Raw genomic sequence first — 26,724 nt, 5'->3', positions numbered from 1 at the left:
GCCTCTTGACCGGCTCGCGCGGGCCGTCCCGGTGCTCCGGACGGCCGCGGTCCGCGCCGGGGTTCACCGGCGGGCTCAGGGTTGCACGTCCCGCCGTCCGGCGACGATCAATTCACGGGCACTCTCCAGCGAGGCTTCGGTAATTTCGGAACCGCTGAGCAGGGTTGCCACCGCCTCGGCCCGTTCTTCTTCGGGGAGCCGGCGAATCCGGGTCTTGGTGCGCCCGCCCTCGACGTGCTTTTCGACGACGAAGTGCACGTCGCCCAGGGCGGCGATCTGGGGCAGGTGGGTGATGGTGATGATCTGGTGGTAGCGTGCCAGGTCGTGCAGGCTCTGGCCGACCTTGTGCGCCACCGCCCCGGAGACGCCCACGTCGATCTCGTCGAAGACGAGGATGGGCAGGCGGTCGCTCTTGGCCAGGATGGTCTTGAGTGCGAGCATGATGCGGCTGACCTCCCCGCCGGAGGCCACCTTCACGAGCGGCCTCGGCGCCTCGCCCAGGTTGGTCGTCAGGTAAAACTCGACGCGGTCCATCCCGTGGGGGAAGGCGGTATAGCGTTCGCGGTCGGCGAAACGGATCCAGCCTCCGGGATCGGCTTCGCGCTCGAAGCGGACCTCGAAGTGGCAGTGCGGCATCCCCAGGCGAGCCAGCTCGGCAACGATGGCCTGTTCGATGCGCCCGGCCACCTCGCGCCGTTTCGACGAGAGGCGCCTCGCCGCCTCCGTCAGCCCCGCCTGCGCCTCGTCCACCTGCTGCGTCAGCCGTGCGATAGCCCCCTCGAAGTTGCTGGCCAGTTCATACTGTGCCCCGATCTCGCGGCGGTAAGCCAGCACGGCCTCGAGCGTCCCGCCGTAGCGGCGCTTGAGCAGCTCCAGCTCGCCGAGGCGCGCCCGGATGTCTTCGAGCCGTTCGGGGTTGAACTCGATCCGGGCATTGTAGTCCTGCAGAAACTTGGCAACCTCCGAGACGATGATCTGCGCCGAGCGGATCTCTTCGAGCGCTTCCTCGAAATCCCGGTCGATGCGGGCCAGGTCCTGCAACTCGTTCCGGGCCACGACGAGCTGGTCGTGCACGGCGGCGTCGGACTCGTAGAGCATCTCGTAGAGCCGGGCCGTTCCTTCGTAGAGGTGTTCGGCGTTCTCCAGGATGCGGCGCTCGGCCTCCAGGGCATCCTCCTCACCTTCCTGCGGCGCCACCCGGTCGATCTCTTCGATCTGGTAGCCGTAGAGTTCCTGCTGTTGCCGGAGCTCCCGCTCGCGCCGGACGAGTTCGTCCCGTTCCTGCAGTAACCGGGCAACCTGGTCGTACTGCCGCCGGTAGCCCGCCACGAGCCCACCCAGACCGCCGAAGTTGTCGAGCAGCTCCAGGTGCGTCTCCGTGCGCAGGAGCGACTGGTGCTCGTGCTGGCCGTGCAGGTCGATCAGGCGGGCGGCCACGTCGCGCAGGAGCGTGGCCGTGGCCGGCGTGTCGTTGATGAAAGCCCGGCTCTGGCTCGGGGTGATCTCGCGGCGCAGGATCATCCGGGGCTGCACGTCGATCTCGTTCGCCTCGAGCATCGCCCGCAGCACCGGCGTATCCGTCTCGTCGAAGACGCCCTCGATGACGGCCTTGCGGGCGCCGGTACGGATCACGTCCGTCGAAGCCCGCTCGCCGAGGATCATCTTCAGGGCACCGACGAGGATCGACTTGCCGGCCCCCGTCTCGCCGGTGATCACGTTGAGGCCGCTGTCGAACTCGACCTCGAGCTCCTCGATCAGTGCGTAGTCCCGGATGTAGAGCGTACGAAGCACGACCTGACTACCGGTTTAGGGGTTGTTTTCAGATAACGCCTTTTGGCACATTAGCGTCGGAGTACAACGACAAATCCAGACGCAGCACATTCGAAGCGCTCACCCAGCACCTTGTGTTTCGACATCGGTCTGGCCCCTTCACCACAAAAGATCAACCTCGTAGCGGGCAAATACTTCATCCTTGCTAACCACCGTCATCCCCTCGACGTAAGCCTGCGCTGCCAGCAGCCGGTCGAAGGGGTCTCGATGGTACAATGGGAGCTCGATATACCTTGATATATGCGGCAATTCGACGTGCAGGATCTTGATCTCATTGAGCATGATCTGCTCCGGAACAAACACGCCGAAGGGTCTAGGCAACCTCAACTTACCCAGGTTGATCTTGATCGCCATCTCCCAGAGACTCGCCACACTCAGATAGGCTTCATTTTCGATATCGGCAATGACCTCACGTGCCCTTGCCGAGAGCCGCTCGTCGCCACCGATAAACCAGAGGAAGCTATGCGTGTCGAGCAAGAGCCGCATCACATGTAATCCCGGAAGTCCTCAAGGGGCTCATCGAAATCCTCGCTCATCCAGATTTTCCCTTTTGCACTGCCGAATTCACGACGTCGCCCCGGCACAACGGCCAGCAGCCGGGCAACGGGCCGGTCATTTCTGGTGATTACGATTTCTTCGCCGCGTGCGGCCTGTTCTATGAGCTCCTCAAGGCGGCTTTTGGCCTGATCGATTTCGATCTGTGACATGGCAGCTTCTGGTTTTGCAGGTGATCTTCACCGGCTCAAACGCAACGAATAGGGCGGGGCTCCCCGGAGTTTGAGAACAGCACCATGACGAGGCCAATCCACCCTTACGCCCGTCCGTGGCAGTGTTTGTACTTCTTGCCGCTGCCGCAGGGGCACGGGTCGTTGCGGCCCACCTTCTCTTCGAGGACGACGGGCTGCTGCTTGGCCGTGGGATCGCGCCCGGCGGCACTGTCCTGCCCGGCGGCGACGCCGTACGACTCGCGGGTGACGTGCGAGGACCGGGCCCGGCGCGGATCGAGGCGGCGCTGCTGGGTGGGCTGCCCGCGGCGGGCCGCCTGCCCGTCGACGAGCGGGCCGGCCCGGAAGACGAAGGAGACCATCTCGTTGTCGATGTTCTCGATCAACTGGGTGAAGAGCTTGAAGGCCTCCATCTTGTACTCGATGAGCGGGTCGCGCTGGCCGAAAGCGCGCAGGCCGATGCCTTCCTTCAGCTCGTCGAGGTTGCGCAGGTGCTCGGTCCAGTACATGTCGATGAAAGAGAGCATCGCCACGCGTTCGAGGGCGTCGTTGATCTCCTGCCCGCGCGTCGCCAGGGCGTCCTCGACCCGGACGACGGCCCGCATGAGGCGCTTGCCGTCGGTGAAGTCGACGTAGACGCGCTCGGGCTTGTTTTCGTGGTCGCTCTCCATGACCTGGCGCATGCTGGCGTAGAAGGGCTCGGCCAGCATGTTACGCTTGTGCTCGTAGAAGTCGAGGGCGGCCTGGTAGACCCGTTCGACGACCCCGTCTTCCCCGAGGCGGCTGAACTCCTCCCGGTCGATCTCGAAGTCCAGGGCGATGGTGCGCAGCAGCTCCTCGCGCATCTCGTCGAGGTTGCCCTCGTCGTAGTGCTTTCCGACGATGCGCTGGACGACCTCGCGGAGCATGTCCTGCAGGTCTCCGCGCAGGCGCTCGCCCTTGAGGGCGTGCATGCGGCGGTCATAGATGACGGCCCGCTGCGCGTTGAGCACGTCGTCGTATTCGAGCTGGCGCTTGCGGATGGCGAAGTTGTTCTGCTCCACCTTTTTCTGGGCCCGCTCGATGCTCTTGTTCACCCAGGGATGGGTGATGACGGCTCCCTCTTCGAGCTTGAGCCGGTCCATGACGCGGGCAACGCGGTCGGAGCCGAAGAGGCGCATCAGGTCGTCGTCGAGCGAGACGTAGAACTGGCTCTCACCGGGATCGCCCTGGCGGCCGGAGCGCCCGCGCAGCTGCAGGTCGATGCGGCGGCTCTCGTGACGCTCGGTGCCGATGATGGCCAGGCCGCCGAGCTCGCGCACTCCGGGCCCCAGCTTGATGTCGGTGCCGCGACCGGCCATGTTGGTGGCAATCGTGACGGCGCCCTTGCGCCCGGCCTCGGCGACGATGAGCGACTCCTCCTTGGCCCGGTCCCGGCGGGCGTTGAGCACGTTGTGCCGGATGCCCTCGCGCTGCAGCAGCCGGCTGAGCGTCTCGGAGACCTCCACCGTGGTGGTGCCTACCAGCACCGGCTGCCCCTTCTTATGGTATTCCTTGATCTTCTCGATGACCGCCGCATATTTCTCCCGCTTCGTGCGGAAGACCAGGTCGTCGAGGTCCTTCCGGGCGACGGGCTTGTTCGTCGGCACGACGACCACGTCCATCCCGTAGATCTTGAAGAACTCTTCCGCCTCGGTCTCGGCCGTGCCGGTCATGCCGGCCAGCTTGTGGTACATGCGGAAGTAGTTCTGCAGCGTGATCGTCGCGTAGGTCTGCGTGGCGGCCTGCACCTTGACCCCCTCCTTGGCCTCGATGGCCTGGTGCAACCCTTCCGAATAGCGCCGGCCGGGGAGTACGCGCCCGGTGTGCTCGTCGACGATCATCACCTTGCCGTCCTGCACGATGTATTCGACGTCCTTCTCATACATCGTGTAGGCGCGCAGGAGCTGTTCGATGGCGTGGAGCCGCTCGGCCCGCTCCGCGTAGGTCGTGTAGAGTTGCCGTTTCTCCTCCTCCATCTCCTTCCGGAGCAGGCGGCGGTCGTTCTCCAGCTTGTTCTGCCGCTTCTCCTCAGAGAGGCTTTCGTCGGCGGCCAGGCTTTCTTCGAGCGCCCGGAGCTTCTCCTCGTACGTTCGTTCGATGCGGGCCACTTCCTCCCCGACGTCGGGCAGGACGAAGAGGTTCACGTCCATGCCGGCGGCCTGCGAGACATACTCACGCCCCTTCTCGGTCATCTCGATGGAGCGTTGCTTTTCGTCGAGCGCGAAATACAGGTATTCGTCGACGAAAGGCATGTTCTTGGCGTTGTCCTGCAGGTAGAAGAACTCGGTCTTCTGCCGGAGCTGTTCGAAGCGGGGCTCGGTCAGGAGCTTGCGGAGCTTCTTGTTCTTGGGGAAGCCGCGCCAGGCCCGCAGCAGGGCCAGTCCGGCGTCGTCCTCCAGTTCCTTCGCCCGCTTGTTGTCGCCGGCTTCGAGGGCCCGGTCGGCCTCATTGAGGAGCCGCTCCGCCTCGGTGACCAGGCTGCCGACGAGCCGCTGCTGGGCGTAGACGAGCTTCTCGACGGCGGGCTTGAGTTCCTCGAAGCGGTTCGTTTCGGCCTGCGGCACCGGCCCCGAGATGATCAGCGGCGTGCGGGCCTCGTCGATGAGGACGGAGTCCACCTCGTCGACGATGGCGTAGTGATGCCCACGCTGCATGAGCTGGTCGGGGTCGATCACGAACGAGTTGTCGCGGAGGTAGTCGAAGCCGAATTCGTTGTTGGTGCCATAGGTGACGTCGGCCCGGTAGGCGGCCTTGCGCTCGGGGGTGTGCGGCTCGTAGCGGTCGATGACGTCGACGGTCAGGCCGAGGAAGCGGTAGATGGGCCCCATCCACTCGGCGTCCCGCTCGGCCAGGTAGGGGTTGACGGTGACCAGATGGGCCCCGCGCCCGACGAGGGCATTCAGATAGAGCGGCGCCACGGCCACGAGCGTCTTCCCCTCGCCCGTCTTCATCTCGGCGATGTTGCCCTGATGCAGCACGATGCCGCCGAGGAGCTGCACGTCGTAGGGCACCATGTCCCAGGTGATGGTCTGCCCGCCGGCCTCCCACGTCTTGCCCACCATCCGGCGGCAGGCCTCCTTGACGACGGCAAACGCCTCGGGCAGCAGCTCTTCGAGCACGTCCTCGACCGTCTCCAGCCACTGTTCTTCGAGCTCGTCGAGCTGGTCGTAGAGCTCCTGCCGCTCCTCGGGGGTCAGCCGCTCGGGCACGGGGGCCTGGCCGTTGCCGCCCACGTGCTCGACCTCCACCACACCACGCAGGCGGCGCCGGATGGCTTCCTGCTCGGCCTCGATATCGGCGACGGCCTCGCGGATCCGCTGCCGGAATGCATCGGTCTTGGCCCGCAGTTCCTCGTCCGAGAGATCCTTCAGCTTCTCGAACTCCTCGTTGATCCGTTCCACGATCGGCCACAGCTTCCGGAGTTTTCGCTCGTTGCTGTCGCCGAAGAGCTTCTTTATGACGTTCAGCATGATGGGTGTCGGAAATGAAAGAAAGGAAAAGGCCTTGCCGGAGAGCCTCTTCTGCCATTGTGTCGCGGCCTGCCCGGCGATCCGACCGGAGAGGGCACGAACGAAAAATGTGCCAACCGGACCGACGGCCCGACCGGCACCGGGCCTCCCCGGAACGTCCGGGCTTTCCACGCAGGCCGCAACACGCCGATGCTCTCACGCCCGGCCGTTTCGTTCCGTTCCCACCGTTTTCGCTTCTTCGCGCCGCCTTCTTCCGCCGCCCGGCCGCCCCCTCTCCGCCTTTTTGCCCTGCGCGCCCGGCCTTCCGAACGTATCTTCTTCCGCCGGGTGAAACGCCCTGCCCTCCCGGAAGAACCAACCGACCGGCCGGCCGTACAAAGCTCCGCCGTTGCCCGGGCAGGCCGACCTCCCGGTTGGGTCTGGTCCTCCTCGCGGGTGTATCATGCCGGAACCCGCCCGCTTCCCGTCGCCGATGCGTTCATTCCGTTTCCCGATGCGCCTGCGTTGCCTGCTCCTTTTCCTCGTCGTGCCGCTTGCTGCGACGGCCCAGCCGGGCGACGTGACCGGCTTCTCGTTCCTCCGGCTCGAGCCCTCGGCCCGGGCGGCGGCCCTCGGCGGCTCCTACGCGGCCGTCTACGGCGACGACGCCAACGCCCTGTTCTACAACCCGGCCCTGCTCAACGAGCAGATGCACGGGATGCTCTCGCTCTCCTACCTGAACCACCTGGCCGACCTGAACGCCGGCTTCGCCGCCTACAGCCGGCACTACGAAGGGCTCGGCACCTTCGGGCTCGGCCTGCGCTTCCTCTCCTGGGGCCGCCTCGACCGGGCCGACGAGCATGGCGAGCGCCAGGGCACCTTCGGCGCCTCGGACGTGGCCCTCACCCTGGGCGCCGCCCGCACCTACGGCGAGCGCCTGCGCTATGGCGCCGGCATCCATGCCGTCTACAGCAGCATCGCCGCCTACAACGCCTCGGCCCTGGCGGTGGACCTCGGCGTGCTCTACCTCCTCGCCGAACAGAACCTGACGCTCAGCGCCTCGGTGAACAACCTGGGCGTGACGCTCTCCTCCCTGGGCACCCTGACCCGCGACGAACTGCCCCTCGACCTGCGCCTGGGCTTCACGAAGCGGCTGCGCCACCTGCCCCTGCTCATCACCGTGATGGGCTACAACCTCCACGACCTGGGCGACGGCCCCGAAAACGCCTCCGCCGTGAGCAATGTGCTGCGCTACCTCGCCTTCGGCGGCGAGTTTCAGTTCAGCGAGGCGTTCAACCTCCGCTTCGGCTACAACCACCGGCGGCACGAAGACCTCAAGCTGAAAAGCCGGCTGGACCTGGCCGGCTTCGGCATCGGCGTGGGTCTGAAGATCACCCGCGTCCGGGTCGATTACGCCTTCAACTCCTGGTCCTCGCTCGGCGGCCTGCACCAGTTCACCGTCCGCACCCGCCTCTGACGGCATGACCCCCCGCCGACCCGACAAACGCGACCGCAAGGCCGAGCACCTCCACCTCGCACTCGATCCACGGATGCAGGAGGCGCGCAACTTCTTCGACGACTACGTCTTCGTCCACGAAGCCCTGCCGGAGATCGACTTCGCGGGGATCGACACGCGCACCACGTTCCTGGGCAAACCGCTCGCGGCGCCGCTCCTGATCTCGTCGATGACGGGCGGCACGGAGGCGGCCGCCGTGATCAACCGCAACCTGGCGGCCGGGGCCGAGCAGGCCGGCATCGCGCTGGCCCTGGGCTCGCAGCGCAAGGCCCTCGAGGACCCGTCGCAGCGCGCCACATTCGAGGTGCGCGACCTGGCGCCGTCGGTGCCCCTGCTCGCCAACCTGGGGGCCGTCCAGCTCAACTACGGCTTCGGGGTGGACGAATGCGCCGAGGCCGTCCGCATGATCGACGCCGATGCCCTCATCTTCCATCTGAACCCGCTCCAGGAGGTGCTTCAGCCCGAAGGGCAAACGAACTTCACCGGGCTGCTGGACAAGATGGCGGCGGTGGCGGCGCGCCTGCCCGTGCCGGTCGTGGTCAAGGAGGTCGGCGCCGGCCTCTCGCGGGCGACGGCCGAGCGGCTGGCGGCGCGGGGCCTGCGTATCCTCGACGTGGCCGGGCGGGGCGGCACAAGCTGGGCCCGCATCGAAAGCGCCCGCGCCGACGACGAAAACCTCGGTACCCTCTTCGGCGACTGGGGCCTCCCCACGCCCGAGGCGATCCGGCAGGTCCGCACCGTCCCCGGCGTGACCGTCATCGGCAGCGGCGGCATCCGCTCCGGCCTCGACGTCGCCAAGGCCATCGCCCTGGGCGCCGACCTGGCGGGGATCGCCGCCCCCTTCCTGCAACCCGCCCTCGAAAACGCCGACGCCGTGGCCCGGCACGCGGCCCGCCTTGTGCACGAACTCAAGATCGCTATGTTCTGCACCGGCGCCCGCACCCTGGCCGAACTGCGCCACGCCCCCCTCGTCCGGCGCTCCGAGATCCGTTGACCGGCCGGCGGGTGAGCGCCGCCGTCCCGGCCGGCACGCCTCATCCCGCCGCCTCGACCTCCAGCGCGGCCAGGGCCTGCTCGAAGTCGGCCAGGAGGTCGTCCGGCCCTTCGATGCCGACCGAGAGGCGAATGAGGTGGTCGTGGATGCCCAGGCGCGCCCGCTCCTCGGGCGTGAGCCCGGCGTGCGAGGTGATGGCCGGGCGCGTGACGAGCGTCTCGACGCCCCCCAGGCTCGGCGCCACGACGGGCAGGCGCAGGTGTTGCAGGAGCCGGTCGGCCGCCGCCAGCCCGCCGGCCGGCTCGAAGCTGATCATCCCGCCGAAACCCGCAAACAGCCGACTCGCCCGTTCGTGGTGCGGGCTGGAGGCGAGGCCGGGATAGTGCACCCGCTCGATCAGCGGATGGGCCTCGAGGAAACGGGCCAGCCGAAGCGCGCTCTCGTTGTGCCGCTGCATCCGGAGTGCGAGCGTCTTCAGGCCCCGATGCAACAGGAAACAGGCGTGGGGATCGAGCGCTCCCCCGAGGTGCCGGAGCTTCGCCCCGGCCCGCTCGACCAGATCTGCCCGGCCCGCCACTACGCCGGCCACCAGGTCCGAATGACCGTTGAGGTACTTGGTCGCGCTGTGGAGTACGAGGTCAAAACCCAGCGTCGCCGGCCGGAAGTTGACCGGGGTGGTAAACGTGTTGTCGATGAGCGAGACGAGGCCGTGCGCCCCGGCAAAGCCCGCCACCGCATCGAGGGCGCCCACCTCCATGAGCGGGTTGGAGATGGCCTCGACGTAGAAGGCGCGGGTGTTCGGGCGCAGGGCGGCGGCCCAGGTATCCGGCGCCGCCGCGTCGACGAAGCTCACCTCGATGCCCAGAGCCGGTAGTTCCCGCGTCACCAGCCCGAAGGTGCCGCCGTAAAGCCCGTGCTGCGCCAGAAGGTGATCGCCGGGCCGGAGCACCGCCAGCAGCGCCGCCGAGATGGCGGCCATGCCGCTGCCCGTCACCAGGGCAGCCTCCGTCTCTTCGAGGGCCGCCAGCTTGTGCGCGAGCGCGGCGTGGTTCGGCGTGTTGTTGTAACGGACGTACATCAGCTCGTCCGGCGCACCCTCGCCGCCATATTCATACATGGCCGTCTGGAAAATGGGCATCGCCACGGCACCACGGATGCGCGGCTTCGGTTCTCCGGCGTGAATGAGTTTCGTGTCGATGGAAGGCATGGGATACAAATGAGGGGTGGAGGTGTGGACGGGGGAAGCATGAAGCGGATCGCGATCTGCCCGTACGTGGGGAAAAGTTGCCAGGTTTCCCGGTCTCGAACTTCGTATCCGGCACGGACCCGGCACCCTCGAAAAACGCGACGCGAACCGGGAGGCCTCCCCGAGGCTTTAGCCGGGATCAAACAGGCCGATATCTTCCCCGTGTCATTCCGCCGGCATGACGCCGGACGTGCCGCGAACAGGGAACTTCAAACCACGACACGCACCGCACCGCCCGGCATCCCGCCCCGCCGTAGCTCCCGTAGCCGGGCCGGGGCCGGCATCATGCAGCGAAAGCGGTCTTCTCCGTCCCGCCCCCTCAACCTTCTCGTCCATGCCTTCCCGAACCCCACGGATCCTCGCCCATCGTCTTCGCCGCAAGCGGGCTACGCGGCCCCATCCCCCGGCCCGGCCGGCCGCCGAAACGCCGGCGCCTCCACCGCGTGATGCCGCCGGTACGGACCCTTTCTCACCGCACCTGCTCGAAGACCGGGTGGTGATCAAGCTGCTCTACGAGGAGCTGATCCGGATCGAACAGGTGGAACAGGCATGGTACCGGTGGAAAGCCGGGCGCGCCAACAACCGGACCCCGCTGTGGCGCTTCCTGCTCGAGGTTTCCGACCTGGACCGCGAGACGATCTTTGCCCAGGCGGCAGCCGTCTACGACTTCAAGCCGCTCGAACTGACCAAGGTCGAGATCCTTGCCTTTCTTCAGACCCACGCCAAGCAGTTCACCGACGCACAGTGGGCCCGCATGGCCGAGCTGCGCCTCCTGCCCGCCGGCATCGACTATACGGCCCGCAACGGGCAGCGCCCGCTGATCTTCGCCACGCACGACCCGACCAACCCGGCCGTTCACCGCTTCCTCGAATCCCTCAACCTCCGGGGCTACGAACTCCGGTACGCCTCCGAGACGCTCGTCTCGGCCCTGCTGGCCGGTCGCACCCGCTACACGGCCTCGCTCGAACGACACGAACTGGCCCTCGACTACAGCCAGGCACCGGACGACGAGCATCGGATCGATGAGGAGACGCTCGAGGCCGAGATCAACCGCTCGGCCCTCATTCACCTGTTCGAGACCGTGCTCGTCGAGGCGGTCCGGCAGGGTGCTTCCGACATCCACATCGTGCCGAACAGCCGGCGCCACATCGAGATCCTGTTTCGCATCGACGGCGTTCTTCATCAATGGCACGTCGAAGAGCGCGTGCACCCGGAGGCTTTCATCGCCGTCGTCAAGGACAACGCCGTGGGCGTCGACCGCTTCGTGCGGGACCGGGCACAGGACGGCTTCATCCAGCGCCAGGTCGACGGCGCCCTCATCCGCTTCCGCGTCTCCGTCCTGCCGGTCGTCAACGCCCGCCTGGACCTGCGCTCCGAGAGCATCGTCATCCGCGTCCTCGACGACCGCAAGGTGATTCAGGACCTGAGCCTGCTGGGCCTGGACGAGCCGGCCTGCGCCACCCTGGAATGGGCCATCCGGCAGCCTTACGGCATGGTCATCCTGACCGGCCCGACCGGCTCGGGCAAGAGCACCACGCTGAATGCCCTGCTGAACCAGGTGGCCACCCCGGACCGCAACGTGCTCTCGGTCGAGGATCCGGTCGAATACGTGCTGCCCAAGGTGCGGCAGATCAAGCTCAGCCACAACCTGACCCTGGACGAGGCGCTGCGGGCGATCCTGCGGCACGACCCGGACATCGTCATGGTGGGGGAGATGCGCGACCGGGCCACGGCCGAGCTGGCGATCAAGCTGGCCAACACGGGGCACCTGACGTTTTCGACGCTGCACACGAACGACGCCCCGAGTGCGGTCAGCCGGCTCTACAAGATGGGGGTGGAGCCGTTTCTGATCGCGTACGCGATTCACCTGGTCGTGGCGCAGCGACTGCTGCGGATCCTCTGCCCGGAATGCAAGGTGCCCGACGAACACCCCGACCCGGTGTTGCTGGAACGGCTCGGCTTCACCCCGGAGGAGATCGCCGCCACCACCTTCTTCAAACCCGGCGAAAAGCCCCAGTGCAGCACCTGCTTCGGGGCCGGCTACCGGGGCCGCCAGGCCATCGCGGAACTGCTCCCCGTCTCCGAGGCAATCCGGCATCTCATCATTACCGCCGGGGAAGCCATCGACGAGGGCGCCATCCGCCGACAGGCCCTCAAGGAAGGCATGATCACCCAGCAGGAAGCCGCCCGCAAGCTGATTCAGGCCGGCAAAACGTCGGTTGAGGAGGTGCTACGCGTCATCTTCACGCACCGCTGAACCACCGCCTCCGGCGGGAAAAATTCCCATATCCAAACCCGTCTTTTTCCCATTGTTATCCCGAAGATGACAGACTAGGTTGGCGCCGTCTCCCTGACGCGATTCCCCACCGGCTTCCACCATGAAAGTGACCTCGAACGGGTCGCGCCACGCGACCCTTGCTTCCGCCTTTGCCATCGGCTGGTCGCTGTTCCTGCTGGCTCTGGCCTTCGTGTTCAACGCCTGAGGCTCCTGAACGAACGGCACGCATGCCCGGGCCGTTTCGGCCGCGGTATCGCAGCCTTTGCGCCCCCACCACCGCACGGCCGGCCCGGCGGACGCGCACCCACGAAACCCGTGTCAGGCGGCTGCGCCGGCCGGGGCGTCGTCCTGCCGCGGGCGGTGCTGGTGATGAAGCAGCGCGAACTGGTACATCACCCGTTCTTCCAGAGACAGGTCGGGGTCGTTCAGGTGGCTGCGCCGGACCGTGTCGAGGCTGCCGGCACAACACCGATCGAGTGCGGCATAGACGGTCTCCGGCTCCACGAAGCAGGCGAGGGTCTCGTACTCGGCCCGTTCGAAGTTGCCGGGCCGGGCGTTGCCGCCGTGGTGCCATATCTTCGGGAGGCTGGCCTTCAGGAGAGCCAGGGCCTCGGTGGGTTCCTCGGCGAAGCGTCGGGCCAGGTAGGCCTGCGTCTCCGCCTCTCCGCACCCGGCGGCCCAGGTGGTATAGAGCGCCACGGCATGCTCCGGCTCGTCGAGGTGGAGCGGCCCCTGCGCGGCCCGTTCACGGATCCGCGTGCCCAGCATTCTGACCAGCTCCATCGCCTGCTCATCGCCCAGCCAGGCGTCATCGTCCCGGACCTCGTCGCCGACCAGGCGGGACATGCACAGCAGCGCGAACCAGAGCGGTTCGGCCTCGCCGAGCACGGCGGCGGCCCCCTCGAAACGCTGGGCTTCGGGCAGGGTGGCCAGCAACTGTGCTACCAGATAGGCCGCCTCGGCGGAAAGGGACGGACCCACCATGCCCTCGCGCGTGTCGGGGAAACGGGTCCCCAGCCTGGCCAGGACCCGGGCCAGCTTGAAGGCCGCCTTCGGATGCACCTCGTCCACCCGCAGGCCCACCTTGCGCACAACGGTCTTCGGATCCACCTTCTCGAGCAGGGCCAGCACCTGCGCGTGCACCTCCTCGCTCGACCAGTCCCCGGCCTGTTCCAGAAAGGCACTCAGTTCCCGGTCGGGCAGGTCGTGCGAGGAGATCGCATACTGGAAGTACCGCTCGAAGTAGCGTTCCGAGGCAACACGCTGCTCCCGATCCCACCGGGTCTGATCCTGCCGGGCCCCCGTCGTCTGGGGAAAAAGAGCTGCGATCAGCCGGCGGGCGGCTTCCCGCTCGCGGCGGTTGAGGCGTTCGAGCGGGCGCTCGCGCTCGGCTGCCTCCTGGCGTAGCTGGGCCTTGTCCCGGCTTCCGCTGCGCCCGAGGTACAGATCCGGGTTTTCCTTGATGTGCTCGTAGAGTCCCGGGTAGAAGATACGCAACCCCTCGACGAGCATCTGATCGACCGGATGCACCTCGCCCTTCAGAATGGGCAGGGCGAAAAGCAGGGCGTTGGCATACTGGTTCACGATGCGCGGCGTCTGAAGCCGGGGCTCGAAGCCATAACGAAAACGATGGACGAACTCGTCGACCTGCCGCTGGGTCAGGTCGATCTCGGCCACGCGCACCGCCTCGTTGACGCCGTCGTAGGCCAGGTCGAGGAGCGAGGAGGGACTGGCCGGCGGAAGCTGAAGCGGTACGGAGATGATCTTTTCGAGGAAGTCGTAGCCGGTCCGGCCATAGCCCGAGGCCTGCAGGGACGTCGCCACGACCTTGGGATCGAAAGAGAGGACGTAGATGGTGTTGTCGAAGTCGGCTGAGAGTTTGACCAGCCGGAAGACGGCCTGCACGGTTTCGCGGTCCAGCCGGTCCATGTCGTCGACGAAGACGACGACGCGGCGGCCGAGGGCCTGCAGCAGGTCGCCGATCCAGGCCCGCACCTTCTTCAGCTCGACGGCCACGTTGGCTTCCCGGTAGGTACGCCCGCCGTCGCCGGAGCCGTTCATCAGGCCGGTCCCCTGCGCCTGCGGCACCAGCATCGCCGCATAGTCCTGCAGCCGGGGACCCACCTTCTCGTGACGCGGTCCCAGGGAGGCGTCCACGGCGTCGGCCAGGGCATTGAAGAAGCTCCGGATGAGGTGCCCCTCGTCCCGAAAACGCCACGGGTTGAACCAGACGCAGACGACGTGCGGGTAGTCCTTGAGAGCCCGGTCGATGAAGCGCAGCACGGTGGTCTTCCCTTCGCCCCAGGCGCCATAGAGCCCGAGGACCAGGCTGCTCGGATCCTGCCGCGAAGCAAGAATCTTGGCCACACGTTCGGCAAACGGCCAGCGTTCAAAACGATCCAGCGCCGGATCGTCGATCGGCGCATCGGCGGCAAACGTCGGCGTGGAATATTCCGGGTTGACTTCTTGCATCATGCTCTGGCGACCGGGCGCGCATGTGACGGGTCCGTCCGATCGTTCCCTCATGGAATGGAACATCGCAGGTATCGGCCGAACGATTCCAATCCAAAGTGCCGCCGCAAAAAATCCCCGGCCCCTCCTGCCGGGAGCAGGCGTGCCGCCGCCCCGTCCCGATGCGACCCGTCCGGCCGGAACGGAACCGTCACTTTTTCACGATAAAGAGTTGATACCCGCGAGCGCAGGAAGCCCACGTGCTTTAAAGGCCGCGTAACGCGGCCCAACGTGGGAGGAATGCGCCTCAACTCAAAGCACAACTTCCTGTCTGAGAGCAGGAACTTTCGCAACGACACTGAATGTCTCGTAAAGATTCAACGCCCACATGCCCACCCTACGTTACCGATACCGCTTCCATCCCAACGCCGAGCAGCGGCAGATGCTCGCCCGGCAGTTCGGGTGCGTTCGGTACGTCTACAACTGGGCGCTGGCAATGAAGCGCGATGCGTTCCGCGAGCGAGGCGAGAAGATCGGCTACGCTGAGACGGATCGCCGGCTGACACAGCTAAAACGGCAACCCGATCATGCGTGGCTTCGCGAAGTCTCCAGCGTTCCGCTTCAGCAGGTCCTTCGACATCTCGATAAAGCCTACACGGCGTTCTTCCGGGGCACCGCCCGGTTTCCTCGCTTCAAGGCAAAGAAGCACCGGCAGAGCGCCACGTACACCCGGCGCGGCTTCTCGCTCAGAGACAGCGGAGTGCCGGGGCAGCCCGTCGTGAAGCTCGCCAGGATGAGTACCCCGCTCAAGATTCGGTGGAGCCGCCCGCTCCCGAGCGATCCTTCGAGCTTGACGGTGGTTCAGGAGCCCGACGGGACGTACTACATCAGCTTCGTCGTTGAGGTGGATTATCAGCCGCTGCCGAGAACCAAACGCAGCGTTGGTATCGACCTCGGCTTGAAGGATGTGGTCGTCACGTCGGATGGCTGGCGTAGCGGGAATAAGGGCCGTGTAACACGGCCAAAGCACCTCAAGCGTGCACAGGATCGTCTTGCTCTGGAGCAGAAAAGGCTCGCTCGCAAACAGAAGGGATCCGCCAACTGGCACAAGCAGCGCCGGAAGGTGGCGAAGCTGCACGCGAAGGTCAGGAACCAGCGGCAGGATTTCCTGCACCAGCTTTCGACGCGGCTCGTGCGCCGGTACGACACCATCTACACCGAATCGCTCTGCGTCCGGGGCATGGTCAAGAACCACAGCCTTGCCCGGGCCATCAGCGATGCCGGTTGGAGCGCGTTCGTCGGGATGCTGGAGTACAAGGCGGCGTTGTACTGCAAGCAGCTGGTGCGAATCGACCGGTGGTATCCCTCTTCCAAGACCTGCTCGGGTTGTAACTACACAATGGAAACCCTCCCTCTCGATGTGAGGAAATGGGTGTGCCCTCGCTGCGGGGAGGAACATGACCGCGATATAAACGCGGCACAGAACGTTCTGGCGGTCGGGCAGACCGTAGCCGAACCGGACGCGTTACGCGTCCTTTCGTTCGGCAAAGCTTGTGGAGACGGTGTAAGACCGGCGCTAGCCTCGGTTAGCGAAGGCGACTGTCGATGAAGCAAGAATCTCACGTGCCCAGAGCCGTGGGAGTGTCAAGACCCTGTCCCGATTCAATCGTCTTTTCTTTTCATTCAACAACCCCGGGAACCGCCGAACCGGATCGGACTTCGATGTGATCTGGCGCACCGGGATTGCCGGCCCCGCGACACCCCGGCCGGCTTCCTCTCTCCAGAGCTTTTCGTGCCGTACGCCCGGTCTGAAGGGCCGGGCTTCCCCCAACCGGTACCATGCCTGTCGGGAACAGGCCTCGATGGAAACGCAGATCTTCATCTATCCAGCCCAGGAACTGATCGTGCTGACGTCCCGGGGAACGCTGGACCTTCCGCGTTCGAAGCAGCTCCTGCAACGGCTTACCGGCTCGCCGGACTACGACCGGCGCTTCAAGATCCTGCTGGACCTGCGGGAGATGAACTGTGCCCTGTCGGTCATGGACGCCTACGAACTGGCCGTGCACATGGCCTGGCCCAACCCGGCCCTGCCCACCCGCCGGCAGGTGGCCGTGCTCGTGCCGGCTGGCAGGTTCTTCGACCATGTCGCCTTTCTCTCGACGTGCGCCCAGAACCGCGGGTTGAACATACGATCGTTCGCCAGCTACGAGGACGCCATGGCGTGGCTCAGCGTGAACACCCCGTAGCGCGACCCGGGACCGATCCCGGGCGTCGTGTGCCGCCCCTTTCCTTCGAATTTAACCCGATGCACGTGCCTATGTCCTGCTCCCCTCGACGGCTCCTTCCGGTCCTGCCGGTCCTCTGTCTCCTCCTCGGCACCCCGGCCACCCACGCCCAGCCGGCCCCCGGCTCCTTCGGGCTGGGCGGCCAGATCGGCGAGCCCAGCGGCATCACACTCAAGCTCTATCGCTCCCGGAGCGTTTCCTACGACTTTCTCGCCGCGTGGGATCTGGACGACTTCTTCTTCCTCAACGTCCACCTGCTCAACGCGCGCCCGCTCGGGCGGGAACGGGAGTTCCACGTCTTCTTCGGCCCCGGCGCCTTCATCGGCATCCTGGACCGGCCCCGGTTCCGGGACGACGAGGTCGTCGTCGGTCTCAGCGGCCAGGTGGGGCTCGGACTCTTCATCGAGCGGTTCGAGCTCTTCGTGCAACTCACCCCGCGCCTGAGCCTCCTGCCCGCCACGGACGGCGACCTCGGCGGCGGCCTCGGCGCCCGCTACCTCTTCGATTGACTTCTTCCCGGAAAAAGTCCTACCGGACCCGCACCACCGTCCTGACCGTGCTGAAGGTCTCGCCGTCGGCGCGATAGAAATACAGCCCGCCGGGCAGGCGGGTCGCGTCGAAGGTGAAGACGTGGGGCGTCTCCGGCGCCAGCGGCCCGTCATGCAGCCGCGCCACCTCACGACCCAGCACGTCGAAGACGCGCACGGTCACGTGCTGCGCCGCCCGGACGATCAGGGTAAAGCGGGTTTGCCCCCTGAACGGATTCGGAGAGGCCTCCGAGAGCGCAAAGCCGTCCGGCAGGTCGACGAACACCTCGACCGTGGGGCTGTAGGAGAAGGTTCCGTCGAAGTCGAGCTGTTTGAGCCGGAAGACCTGGGGGCCGGGCGGAACGTCGTCCAGGCGGTACGTATAGGTTCGGGTTTCCCGTGTGGTGCCGGCCCCCGGCACGAAGCCACGTACCTGCCATGCTGCACCGGGATCGGTCGCCGGGCGCATCTCGACCTCAAACCCGGCGTTGTTCGTCTCACCGAAGGTACGCCAGGTGAGCGTCACGCTTTGCCCCGCGGCCAGGGCGTGCAACGCCCCCAGGTCCACGGGCAGCACGCTTCCGCAGGCGTCCTCGGCGGCACGTTGCCCCCAGCGCCCGTCGTGGCCGTTGCCGTCGGGGACGCCGCTGCGGACCTGGGCATACTGGTTGAAGACCCAGAAGCTGGCTTCATCGTCGAAGTCGAGCACGGTGCTCGTATAATCTCCCCACCGGTTACTCGAGCCGCTGAAGGTGCGGATGTAGTAATCGTCGCCGACCCGCAGCGTCAGGGGGCTTCCCGTAGCGCCGGTGCCGACGTTGATCCCCACGTAATAGGCCCCGGCGAAGATCGAGGCGTTCGAGGCCGCGAACCCCATGACCGCACAGTCGGCGTTGACGTCGATGGAGGGAAAAAAGGTGTAGGTCTCCGTGCCCAGCTGCTCCCCGCCGACGAAGCCGTCGAGGGTCTTGCTCAGGGTGCCCGTATCGATCCGGGCGAAGTAGGCCGTCTCGTGCCCGGCATCGGCGCCCGAGGTCGGGATCAGGGTCGTCACTCCCCAGAGGGCACCGTCCCGCCAGACGGCGTCGAGCAGGCGACGGTCGTTCGTCTCGATCCGCGTGGCCGTACCGGACTGGGGAGCATTCGGAAAGCCCGTCGCCGTGGCATCCACGTCGCCCAGGGAGACGAACGTGCCGGTGAAGGAGGCGCTTCCGCCCCCCAGGGGGCTGTCGACACGGATCACCTGGTAAAACTCCGTCCCACCTCCGGTAAGCCCGTTGTACCCCACGAGCCAGGTGCCGGTGCTGCCGCCCGGATCGGGGTCGCTGTGGAGCCGGGCCGGCATCATCGTAACGTCGTGAAACGACGGACCGGCGGCCGTGGCCGGGTCGTACGTAAAGACATCCGAACCGGTGAGGGTGCCGGCGTAGAACTTGGCCTTGTCCACGGTCCAGAGGCGCTGGCCCTTGTGCGTGGGCGAGCTTCCAAAGGTGAAGTAGTTGCAGGTAACGTAGACGGCTTCTTCGTCGGCGGCGAGGCCGGGGTAGTCGCACCAGCTCTCGTCGGCGCCGATCGTCAACTTGGCGTCGATGGAAACCGCCGTCCACGTGCCGGCGGGCGTTCCCACGGGCGAGGCGGCCAGCAGGATGCGGGATTCGTTCGAAGCCGCTCCGCTCTCGGTATCCTCCCGTTCCAGCGTCACGAGCACGAAGCGGTCATCGAAGTGATCGTAGACCACTTTGGGATCGAACGTGAAGGTTGCCGAGCCGAAGAACGTCTTCAGGCTCTGCAGGGCCACCCCCGAGACGCTGCCCGTCGTCTTGTCGTAGGAGGCGATGGAGGCGTTGTTGACGACCACCACATCGGCGGGGCCGGCGGCACCATGCGGATCCGGCGGGATGAAGGCCGAACCGCCCGTCGTCGTGATGTTGTCGTCGTAGTCCTGGGTCTCGAACGAGATGACCGCGGCCGCAGCCCGGGCCCCCGGAACCGCGGTCCCGGCCGGCACCGGCGGGGCCACCGCCAGCGGTTGCCGGTCGGCCGTGCCGTGAAACAGCTTCAATGGCCTGATGGGTTCGTGGGTCAGGTTTTCCCATGCCGGGTCCACCGCCTTCCCGGCCACCGGACGGATGTCGTAGAAGATGCCCCGGACGGGACGGTCCGGGCTATATCCGTTGATCCAGGCGACCATGGGGGGACGTTCCGGCTCGGACCGCTCCTCGACCCGCATGCCCCGCTGCGCCAGGGCATCCTCGATGCCCAGCATCAGAACCCACCCCATCACTGGTAAAACCAACCGCCGCCAGTTCATCCGGCATCGACGACCGGTACATGCATGCTCCGTAGCGTTGCTCATCGATCTGTCCTCTTGTCAACGGGATGGGCCTGTCTCACTGCGGACGGACTCTCCCACCCACCCGTGCAGGTGCCACCCGCGCATCTTTCTACGGAAAGCAACGGCACGCAAAAGAGGCGAACATTCCGGTCTCTTTGCCGAAGAGATACAGGTACCTGGCAGCGCGGCGAGCCCGAAATGACGTCGACTTCACCAGCATGGTCACGATAGCTCGCCGTGCGAGGCGCGACAAAGCTCCCGTCTCACAACGCGCCCTGCAAAACATGCACCGGGCAATAGATACCTGACCCGGGCAATATCCTGTGTTTACAGAGAAAGCGCAACCCGTATAGCGCAGGTCAGCGGTCCTTTGTGCAGGCTCCGTACGACCGTAGCGCCGAACGGCGGGTCGATGTCAACCGGCCGGTCTCGTACACATCCCGGACGCTCCCACCCGTGAATCGTGCACGGGGATTTTGTGCGCCCTGCCCCGCCGCCGTATGCTCAGCCGGCCGCGAGATGCATCTGGCGGAACCGGGCCGTGCCGTTTTCGAGCAGGGCCAGGAAGGCCTCGACCTTGAGGAGCCCGCTTTTGCGGACCAGCAGCTTCTCCGAGACGGGATCGACAACGGCATAGGTCGGCAGGGCGACGGTGCCGGTGAGTCTGAGCTGGTAGTTGAGCCACCGCTCGCCGCTGTTCAGGTCGTCGGTATAGAGGCGCAGCAGCACATAGTCGCGCTCGAATCGTTTGGCGACATCGGGATGAGGAAAGACGGTGGCCTCCATCTCCCGGCAATTGGTGCACGTATAGCCGGTAAAGTCGATGAAGACCGGTTTGTTTTCCCGCCGGGCCCGCGCGAGGGCTCCTTCGAGGTCGTTCACGAACCAGGCTTCCTCGCCGGTTCCACCGGGTTCGGCCCGCCCGCGCAGGGCAGCCGCCAGGCTCACGTCGGTACCCTGGCGCGGCGGCAGGAAAGCATCGAGACGGTTGAGCGGGGCCCCGAAGAGGCCGGGCAGCAGGTAGAGCGACAGCCCGAAGCAGGCTACGGCAGCCAGCAGCCGGCCCACCCCCACCGTCTCGGGAGCCGGTTCATGGGCCAGCCGGAGCACCCCGATCAGATAGAGCCCGGCCAGGAAGAAGAGGACGGTGGTGAGGGCGATGGCGAGCGGGCGGGAAAGGATCCCCCACCCCCACACCAGATCGGCGTTCGAGAGGAACTTGAGGGCCGCCGCCAGCTCGACGAAACCCAGCGTCACTTTGACGGCATTCATCCAGCTTCCGGAGCGGGGCAGGGCGCCCAGGGCCTTCGGGAAAAGCGCCAGCAGCACGAACGGCAGGGCGAAAGCCAGGCTGAAGGCAAACATGCCGAGCAGCGGATAGACCCACGTCCCGCCGGCAGCCGCGGCCAGCAGCCCGCCGACGAACGGGGCCGTGCACGAGAAGGAAACGAGCGTCAGCGTCAGCCCCATGAAAAGGACGCCCACGTAGCCGCGGCGCGTATGGCTCTGCCGGTTCACGTAGTTGAGCAGGCCGGCGGGCAGGCGCAGTTCATAGAGCCCCAGCAGCGACAGGCCGAAGGCGACAAGCACCAGCGCGATGAACAGGTTGACCCACGGGTTGGCGGCAATCGTCTGCGCCCCGGCCGCTCCCACCACCACGGCCATGATCACGCCGAGCCCCGTAAACGTGAGGACGATGGAGGCGCCGTAGACGCTCGCCATACGGAGGGCCTCGCTACGCCGGCCCGCATGTTTCGTAAAGTACGAGATCGTGAGCGGAATCATCGGGAAGACGCACGGGGTGAGCAGCGCCGCCAGCCCCGCACCGAACGCGAGCAGGAGAAACGTCCAGAGCCCCCCGGCCGTCGCCGCCTCCAGGTCGGTCGGCGCAACGTCGTTTCCGGGCGAGGCCGCCCCGGGCACGCCGGGCGTACCCCGGCGGAGATCGCGCGGCGCCTCCAGCCCGGTCGCATCGAACCCATCGCCCTCGATGATCATCTCCACCGGGCACTCGCCCGCCCCCGCACGGGCCGGGTCGCAGCCCGGATCGACGACCACCGCCACCGTGAAGGGGGCCGGGGCCGGCGGCAGGCAAACACCGAGCTCGTCGTTGCAGATCTGGTACCGGGCACGCCCGCTCAGCTCATACGTACCGGGCGAGACGTCTCCGCCCACGCGATAGACGGCCGCAAACCGGGCCTTTTCTTTGAAGAACCGGACGTTCGTTTTGAAGTAGGGATCGAAGGCCTCCGCCGGGGGAGACTGCGTCAGGGCCCCGCTCAGCGTGAAACCGGGAGGCGGTTCCTCCAGATGCACCTGCACGCCCTGGCTGGGCGGCGGCGAGTCCATCGCATACATCTTCCAGCCGTCGGCAATCCGGGCCGAGAGCAGGAGCTGCACCTGGCCCCCCGGCGCCACCCCCTGCGGGACGGCCCGCGCCTGCCAGGCAACGTAGTCGGACGGACGACCGATCTCCTGGGCCGCCGCCACCGTCCCCCCGCCCATGCACACGGCGAGGAGCAGCAACGCCGGCAACCGCTTCCGGATGCGAACGGCTGACATCATCAAAAAGGGCTATTCACTTTGCCTTTGTTAGAACAGGACCCCTCCCGAACGTTACGCCCGTCTCAAACGACGAAGGGTGCTCGTCTCACGCCGGAAACGAGCACCCTTGCAAATTGTTGCCACGGGCCGGAGGGGGTCAGGCCTCGGCTTCCGTCTCCTCCGGCACGACGCGGATCTTCACCGTTGCCGTCACCTCCGGATGGAGCTTGAGCGTGGCGGTGTAGACGCCGATGAGGCGGATGTCCTCGTCCAGGGTGATCCGCCGGCGATCCACCTGCACGCCCTGCTTCGCCAGGCCGTCGGCCACCTGCTGCGCGGTGACGGTGCCGAAGATGCGGTTCTCCTCACCCACTTTTGCCGGGACGACGACCTCCATCTCGGCCAGCTGGGCGGCCAGGTTCTCGGCGTCCGCCTTCTGCTGCATCAGCTTGCGGGCGGCCTGCCGGCGCTCCTCCTTCCAGGCCTTGACCAGGCTCGGCGTGGCCAGGCGGGCCAGTCCCCGTGGGATCAGGTAGTTGCGTCCATAACCGTCCTTGACGGTCACGATGTCGCCCTCGTTGCCGAGGTTTTCAACATCTTGAAGCAAAAGAACTTTCATGACTCTCTCTGCTGTGGAGGCGCGCCGGGGCACGCCTCGGCGTGAACCGGGGTGGACCGGGGACCGGTGCGGCTCAGCGCACCGCGTCGGCCACAAACGGAATCAGGGCCAGATGCCGCGCCCGCTTGACGGCCCGGGTAAGCTGCCGCTGAAACCGGGCCGAGACGCCGGTAATACGCCGGGGCAGGATCTTACCCTGCTCGTTCAGATACCGCTTGAGCAACTCGACGTCCTTGTAGTCGACGTAGGCCGGTTCGGTGTCCTGGGGCTTGTTGTCTGCCATGGTCTCTCTCGATCAAAGAAGGTGGTGGTTCGCAAGGCAACGCGGGTCGTCAGTCCTGGGCCTGGGCGGCGGCCTTTTTCCGCGCCTCGTAGTGACGGAGCATCCGGGCGTCCATGCGCAGGGTCAGATAGCGCAGGATGTTGTCGTCGATCTCGAGGGCGCGTTCGAGGCGGCCGATCAGATCGCCTTCGGCCTCGAAGTAGAGGTTGACGTAGTAACCGTTGCGCTTCTTGTTGATCGGATAGGCGAGCCGGCGGTTGCCCCACTCGTCCACCTCGAGGATCTTGCCGCCGTGCTCCTCGATGTACTTGTTGACGCGCTGAACCAGTTGCTTGATCTGGTCGTCGCTGATGGCGGCGTTGATGATGTACGTGAGTTCGTACGTGTTCTTTCGACTGGCCATGAGCCTTCCCTGTGGATGGTTGGACGGTGCGCCCTTACCGCCTGCGGGTAAGAGCAGGGATTGCCGTAGCGGGATAAGTTAGGCCGTATAACGCAGCGAAACCAGCCCGGTATCCGGCTTTGCAAGATATCCACGAAGCCGTTTCAGAGGCGGGCCAGGCGTTCGGCGTGCTCGGCGGTGCGCAGGGCGCGGATGATGTCGTCGAGGTCGCCGTCGATGACCTGTTCGAGGGCGTGGTTCTTGTCGTCGCCTTCGAGGCGGTGGTCGGTGACGCGGCCCTGCGGCCAGTTGTAGGTGCGGATCTTGGCGGAGCGGTCGCCGGTGGAGACCATGGACCGGCGGGCGGCGCTGCGTTCGGCCTCCCGCCGTGCCCGTTCCTGCTCGTAGAGCCGGGCCCGCAGCACCCGCAGGGCCTTCTCCTTGTTCTTGTGCTGGCTCTTTTCGTCCTGGCAGGTGACGACCAGGCCGGTGGGCAGGTGGGTGATGCGCACGGCCGAGTCGGTGGTATTGACGCTCTGCCCGCCCGGCCCGCTGGAGCGGTAGACGTCGATCTTGAGATCGGCCGGGTTGATCTGCACATCCACCTCTTCCGCCTCCGGCAGCACGGCCACGGTCGCCGCCGAGGTGTGGATGCGACCGCCGGACTCGGTCACGGGCACGCGCTGCACCCGGTGCACACCGCTCTCATACTTCATCGTGCCGTAGGCGTCGGGCCCGCTGAGGCTGAAGATGATCTCTTTGAACCCGCCGACGGCGCCGGGCGAGCTGTCGAGCACCTCCAGCTTCCAGCCGCGCTGTTCGGCGAAGCGCGCGTACATGCGGAAGAGGTCGCCGGCGAAGAGGGCCGCCTCGTCGCCGCCCGTGCCGGCCCGGATCTCGACGATGGCGTTCCGGGCATCTTCCGGGTCCTTCGGGATGAGCCGGAAGCGCAGGTCCTCCTCCACCTCGGGCAACCGTTCCTCCAGGTCCTCCAGCTCGGCCCGGGCCATCCGAACCAGCTCGGCATCCTCGCCGGCCTCGATCAGGCCGCGCAGGTCGTCCCGCTCCCGCAGCAGGGCCTCATACCGCTCGATCGCCTCGACGACCTCCCGGAGTTCGACGTGCTCGCGCCCCAGCGCCGCCATCCGGGCCGGATCGGTCGCCACCTCGGGCTGCGCCATGAGGGCGGTCACTTCGTGCCAGCGCGCCTTGATTCGTTCCAGCTTGTCGAGATCGATCATACCGCACCCAGACCGGCTTACTCGACCGTGACGCTCTTGGCCAGGTTGCGTGGCTGGTCGACGTTGCACCCGCGCATGACGGCGATGTGATAGGAAAGCAGCTGCAAGGGCACCACCGTCAGCAGCGGGGAGAGAAACTCCTCGGTGGCGGGAATGCGGATGACGTACTCGCACAGCTTGTCGAGCTCGCCGTTGTCCGTGTCCGTGATGGCGATCACGGAGCCTTTTCGCGCCACCACCTCCTCGATGTTCGAGACCACCTTGTCGTAGGTGCTGTCCTTCATGGCGATGAAGACGACGGGCATGAACTGGTCGATCAGGGCGATCGGCCCGTGCTTCATCTCGGCGGCGGGATAGCCCTCGGCGTGGATGTAGGAGATCTCCTTGAGCTTGAGCGCGCCTTCGAGGGCCACGGGGAAATTGTAACCGCGTCCCAGGTACAGGAAGTTCGAGGCATAGCGATAGACCTGGGCGATCTGCCGGATGGGCTGGTCGCAGGTCTCGAGTACCGCACGCACCTTGTCGGGGATCGCGGCGAGGGCCTGCAGGTAGTGGGCCATCTCGGCCTGCGAGATCGTGCGCCCCTCGGCCAGTTTGAGGGCCAGCATCGCCAGCACCGTCACCTGCGCCGTGAACGCCTTCGTCGAGGCGACGCCGATCTCGGGGCCGGCGTGGAGATAGACCCCGGCGTCGGTCTCCCGGGCGATGGTCGAGCCGACGACGTTGCAGATGCCATAGACGGGCACCTTGCGCTGTTTCGCCTCGCGAACGGCGGCCAGCGTGTCGGCCGTCTCGCCGCTCTGCGAAATTACGAGCACCACGTCACCCTCGCCCAGGATGGGGTTACGATACCGGAACTCGCTCGCATACTCGACCTCGACCGGGATGCGGGCCAGCGACTCGATCAGGTATTCACCGACGAGCCCGGCATGCCAGGACGTGCCGCAGGCGGCGATGACGATGCGCCGGGCCGCGCGGAGGCGGTCCATCTCGTGAATCAGGCCCCCGAGCTTGAGGGTGTTCTCGGCCGGCTGCACTCGTCCCCGCATGCAGTTCTCCAGGCTCACGGGCTGCTCCATGATCTCCTTGAGCATGAAGTGCTCGTAGCCCCCCTTCTCGATCTGCTCGAGGTCCCACTCCAGCTCGTGCACCTCCTTGTTGAGCACCACGTTGTCGATGGTGCGCACCTCGTACCCGCTCCGCCGGACGACGACCATCTCGCCGTCGTTCAGGAACACCACCTGGCGGGTGTATTCGACGAGCGGTGCCGCGTCGGACCCGATGAAGTACTCCCCCTCGCCCACCCCGAGGATGAGCGGGCTCCCCTTGCGGGCCGCAATCAGCAGGTCCGGGTCGTGGGCCGAGACCACGGCGATGCCGTAGGTGCCCACCACCAGCTGCAACGCCTGCCGGACGGCCTCTTCGAGCGATATCGCACCGCCATCCCACAGCCGGTCGATCAGGTGCACCAGCACCTCGGTGTCGGTCTGGCTCTGGAACGTCCGGCCCTCGGCCACGAGCTTCTCGCGCAGCGCCGCGTAGTTCTCGATGATCCCGTTGTGCACCAGCGCGAAATCCCCCGAGGGGTTCGCGTGCGGATGGGCGTTGACGTCACTCGGAAAGCCGTGGGTGGCCCAGCGGGTATGCCCGATACCGAGGGACCCGTCGACCTGCACGTTTTCGAGCAGGTGCGCCAGATCCTGCACCTTACCCTTCTTCTTGTGCACGGCGAGGGTTCCGTTCATCACCGCAATCCCGGCCGAATCGTAGCCGCGATATTCCAGGCGTTGCAGGCCGCGCAACAACACGTCGGCCGCCGGCCGGTGCCCGATGTACCCGACAATTCCACACATGGCACGTTATCCTTTCGATTGTTTATGCTTGTTCATACCCATACCCGTTGCCCGGCGAGCCATATCCCCGGCACGTTGCCGGAGCAACACCTGCCGCTTCGCCGGGGACAAATACTATTCCCTTCTCAATTTTTCCGGGCGGACT

19 protein-coding genes are annotated in these 26,724 nt (G+C 66.3%); 6 read left to right on the top strand and 13 right to left on the bottom strand.

Annotated elements, in window-relative coordinates; translation table 11 throughout:
- Positions 1 to 75 precede the first annotated feature (75 nt).
- The 4 genes from recN to secA form a co-directional block, all read right to left on the bottom strand.
- Positions 76 to 1,791 carry a DNA repair protein RecN gene (gene recN / locus GQ464_RS13825; protein ID WP_166974408.1) on the bottom strand — a complete coding sequence of 572 codons (1,716 nt, stop codon included), beginning with the start codon at positions 1,789 to 1,791 and terminating at the stop codon, positions 76 to 78.
- A gap of 138 nt (positions 1,792 to 1,929) precedes the next feature.
- Complete coding sequence (locus GQ464_RS13820) at positions 1,930 to 2,316, bottom strand: type II toxin-antitoxin system VapC family toxin (RefSeq protein ID WP_166974411.1); 387 nt, start codon at positions 2,314 to 2,316, stop codon at positions 1,930 to 1,932.
- Entirely contained in the window at positions 2,316 to 2,537 is a 222-nt protein-coding gene (locus GQ464_RS13815; protein ID WP_166974414.1) for a type II toxin-antitoxin system Phd/YefM family antitoxin, read from the bottom strand. The genes GQ464_RS13820 and GQ464_RS13815 overlap by 1 nt, the downstream gene beginning before the upstream one ends.
- A gap of 104 nt (positions 2,538 to 2,641) precedes the next feature.
- Positions 2,642 to 6,046, bottom strand: a complete 3,405-nt coding sequence (gene secA, locus GQ464_RS13810; RefSeq protein WP_166974417.1) for a preprotein translocase subunit SecA — start codon at positions 6,044 to 6,046, stop codon at positions 2,642 to 2,644.
- Positions 6,047 to 6,539: 493 nt separating this feature from the next.
- Between secA and porQ the strand changes: the two genes are divergently transcribed.
- Positions 6,540 to 7,502, top strand: coding sequence for a type IX secretion system protein PorQ (gene porQ, locus GQ464_RS13805; RefSeq protein WP_228350305.1), 963 nt, complete (start codon positions 6,540 to 6,542; stop codon positions 7,500 to 7,502).
- A gap of 4 nt (positions 7,503 to 7,506) precedes the next feature.
- Entirely contained in the window at positions 7,507 to 8,535 is a 1,029-nt protein-coding gene (fni, locus tag GQ464_RS13800) for a type 2 isopentenyl-diphosphate Delta-isomerase (protein WP_166974423.1), read from the top strand.
- 40 nt (positions 8,536 to 8,575) lie between these two features.
- On the opposite strand, the gene GQ464_RS13795 is transcribed toward fni, so the two are convergent.
- Positions 8,576 to 9,742 carry a trans-sulfuration enzyme family protein gene (locus tag GQ464_RS13795; protein ID WP_166974426.1) on the bottom strand — a complete coding sequence of 389 codons (1,167 nt, stop codon included), beginning with the start codon at positions 9,740 to 9,742 and terminating at the stop codon, positions 8,576 to 8,578.
- 373 nt (positions 9,743 to 10,115) lie between these two features.
- Here GQ464_RS13795 and GQ464_RS13790 point away from each other — a divergent pair, with 373 nt between their 5' ends.
- Positions 10,116 to 12,038, top strand: a complete 1,923-nt coding sequence (locus tag GQ464_RS13790) for a GspE/PulE family protein (protein ID WP_166974429.1) — start codon at positions 10,116 to 10,118, stop codon at positions 12,036 to 12,038.
- Positions 12,039 to 12,377: 339 nt separating this feature from the next.
- On the opposite strand, the gene GQ464_RS13785 is transcribed toward GQ464_RS13790, so the two are convergent.
- Entirely contained in the window at positions 12,378 to 14,534 is a 2,157-nt protein-coding gene (locus GQ464_RS13785) for a KAP family P-loop NTPase fold protein (protein ID WP_166974432.1), read from the bottom strand.
- Between the two features lie 364 nt (positions 14,535 to 14,898).
- On the opposite strand from GQ464_RS13785, the gene GQ464_RS13780 reads away from it, so the two are divergent.
- From GQ464_RS13780 to GQ464_RS13770, 3 genes are all read left to right on the top strand, one after another.
- A complete protein-coding gene (locus GQ464_RS13780; protein ID WP_228350304.1) occupies positions 14,899 to 16,119 on the top strand; it encodes an RNA-guided endonuclease InsQ/TnpB family protein in 1,221 nt (406 codons plus the stop codon).
- A 253-nt stretch (positions 16,120 to 16,372) separates the two neighbouring features.
- Complete coding sequence (locus tag GQ464_RS13775; RefSeq protein WP_166974435.1) at positions 16,373 to 16,756, top strand: hypothetical protein; 384 nt, start codon at positions 16,373 to 16,375, stop codon at positions 16,754 to 16,756.
- A 71-nt stretch (positions 16,757 to 16,827) separates the two neighbouring features.
- On the top strand, positions 16,828 to 17,304 hold the full coding sequence (locus GQ464_RS13770; protein WP_166974438.1) for a hypothetical protein: 477 nt from the start codon (positions 16,828 to 16,830) through the stop codon (positions 17,302 to 17,304).
- Between the two features lie 19 nt (positions 17,305 to 17,323).
- On the opposite strand, the gene GQ464_RS13765 is transcribed toward GQ464_RS13770, so the two are convergent.
- From GQ464_RS13765 to glmS, 7 genes are all read right to left on the bottom strand, one after another.
- Entirely contained in the window at positions 17,324 to 19,603 is a 2,280-nt protein-coding gene (locus tag GQ464_RS13765; RefSeq protein WP_166974441.1) for a T9SS type A sorting domain-containing protein, read from the bottom strand.
- A 558-nt stretch (positions 19,604 to 20,161) separates the two neighbouring features.
- On the bottom strand, positions 20,162 to 22,222 hold the full coding sequence (locus tag GQ464_RS13760) for a protein-disulfide reductase DsbD family protein (protein ID WP_228350303.1): 2,061 nt from the start codon (positions 22,220 to 22,222) through the stop codon (positions 20,162 to 20,164).
- A gap of 136 nt (positions 22,223 to 22,358) precedes the next feature.
- Positions 22,359 to 22,820, bottom strand: coding sequence for a 50S ribosomal protein L9 (gene rplI / locus GQ464_RS13755; protein WP_166974444.1), 462 nt, complete (start codon positions 22,818 to 22,820; stop codon positions 22,359 to 22,361).
- A gap of 73 nt (positions 22,821 to 22,893) precedes the next feature.
- Positions 22,894 to 23,103: a 30S ribosomal protein S18 gene (gene rpsR, locus GQ464_RS13750; RefSeq protein WP_166974447.1), complete on the bottom strand. Its 210-nt coding sequence runs from the start codon at positions 23,101 to 23,103 to the stop codon at positions 22,894 to 22,896.
- A gap of 49 nt (positions 23,104 to 23,152) precedes the next feature.
- The gene (rpsF, locus tag GQ464_RS13745; protein WP_166974450.1) at positions 23,153 to 23,506 is read right to left on the bottom strand and encodes a 30S ribosomal protein S6; all 354 of its coding nucleotides are present in this window, start codon (positions 23,504 to 23,506) and stop codon (positions 23,153 to 23,155) included.
- 143 nt (positions 23,507 to 23,649) lie between these two features.
- Positions 23,650 to 24,726, bottom strand: coding sequence for a peptide chain release factor 1 (gene prfA / locus GQ464_RS13740; protein WP_166974453.1), 1,077 nt, complete (start codon positions 24,724 to 24,726; stop codon positions 23,650 to 23,652).
- Positions 24,727 to 24,743: 17 nt separating this feature from the next.
- Positions 24,744 to 26,579 (bottom strand): glutamine--fructose-6-phosphate transaminase (isomerizing), encoded by a 1,836-nt coding sequence (glmS, locus tag GQ464_RS13735; RefSeq protein WP_166974456.1) that lies wholly within the window; start codon positions 26,577 to 26,579, stop codon positions 24,744 to 24,746.
- Between the last annotated feature and the right edge of the window lie 145 nt (positions 26,580 to 26,724).

The sequence above is a fragment of the Rhodocaloribacter litoris genome, from assembly GCF_011682235.2.
Lineage (GTDB): Bacteria > Bacteroidota > Rhodothermia > Rhodothermales > ISCAR-4553 > Rhodocaloribacter > Rhodocaloribacter litoris.
Note: the sequence above shows the minus strand (reverse complement) of the source record. Positions and strands in the feature narration are given on the sequence as shown.

Coding starts and splice junctions, on each gene's coding strand:
- GQ464_RS13820 (WP_166974411.1), bottom strand. CDS start 2,316: ATGCGGCTCTTGCTCGACACGCATAGCTTCCTCTGGTTTATCGGTGGC.
- GQ464_RS13815 (WP_166974414.1), bottom strand. CDS start 2,537: ATGTCACAGATCGAAATCGATCAGGCCAAAAGCCGCCTTGAGGAGCTC.
- secA (WP_166974417.1), bottom strand. CDS start 6,046: ATGCTGAACGTCATAAAGAAGCTCTTCGGCGACAGCAACGAGCGAAAA.
- porQ (WP_228350305.1), top strand. CDS start 6,540: ATGCGCCTGCGTTGCCTGCTCCTTTTCCTCGTCGTGCCGCTTGCTGCG.
- fni (WP_166974423.1), top strand. CDS start 7,507: ATGACCCCCCGCCGACCCGACAAACGCGACCGCAAGGCCGAGCACCTC.
- GQ464_RS13795 (WP_166974426.1), bottom strand. CDS start 9,742: ATGCCTTCCATCGACACGAAACTCATTCACGCCGGAGAACCGAAGCCG.
- GQ464_RS13790 (WP_166974429.1), top strand. CDS start 10,116: ATGCCTTCCCGAACCCCACGGATCCTCGCCCATCGTCTTCGCCGCAAG.
- GQ464_RS13785 (WP_166974432.1), bottom strand. CDS start 14,534: ATGATGCAAGAAGTCAACCCGGAATATTCCACGCCGACGTTTGCCGCC.
- GQ464_RS13780 (WP_228350304.1), top strand. CDS start 14,899: ATGCCCACCCTACGTTACCGATACCGCTTCCATCCCAACGCCGAGCAG.
- GQ464_RS13775 (WP_166974435.1), top strand. CDS start 16,373: ATGGAAACGCAGATCTTCATCTATCCAGCCCAGGAACTGATCGTGCTG.
- GQ464_RS13770 (WP_166974438.1), top strand. CDS start 16,828: ATGTCCTGCTCCCCTCGACGGCTCCTTCCGGTCCTGCCGGTCCTCTGT.
- GQ464_RS13765 (WP_166974441.1), bottom strand. CDS start 19,603: ATGGGGTGGGTTCTGATGCTGGGCATCGAGGATGCCCTGGCGCAGCGG.
- GQ464_RS13760 (WP_228350303.1), bottom strand. CDS start 22,222: ATGATGTCAGCCGTTCGCATCCGGAAGCGGTTGCCGGCGTTGCTGCTC.
- rplI (WP_166974444.1), bottom strand. CDS start 22,820: ATGAAAGTTCTTTTGCTTCAAGATGTTGAAAACCTCGGCAACGAGGGC.
- rpsR (WP_166974447.1), bottom strand. CDS start 23,103: ATGGCAGACAACAAGCCCCAGGACACCGAACCGGCCTACGTCGACTAC.
- rpsF (WP_166974450.1), bottom strand. CDS start 23,506: ATGGCCAGTCGAAAGAACACGTACGAACTCACGTACATCATCAACGCC.
- prfA (WP_166974453.1), bottom strand. CDS start 24,726: ATGATCGATCTCGACAAGCTGGAACGAATCAAGGCGCGCTGGCACGAA.
- glmS (WP_166974456.1), bottom strand. CDS start 26,579: ATGTGTGGAATTGTCGGGTACATCGGGCACCGGCCGGCGGCCGACGTG.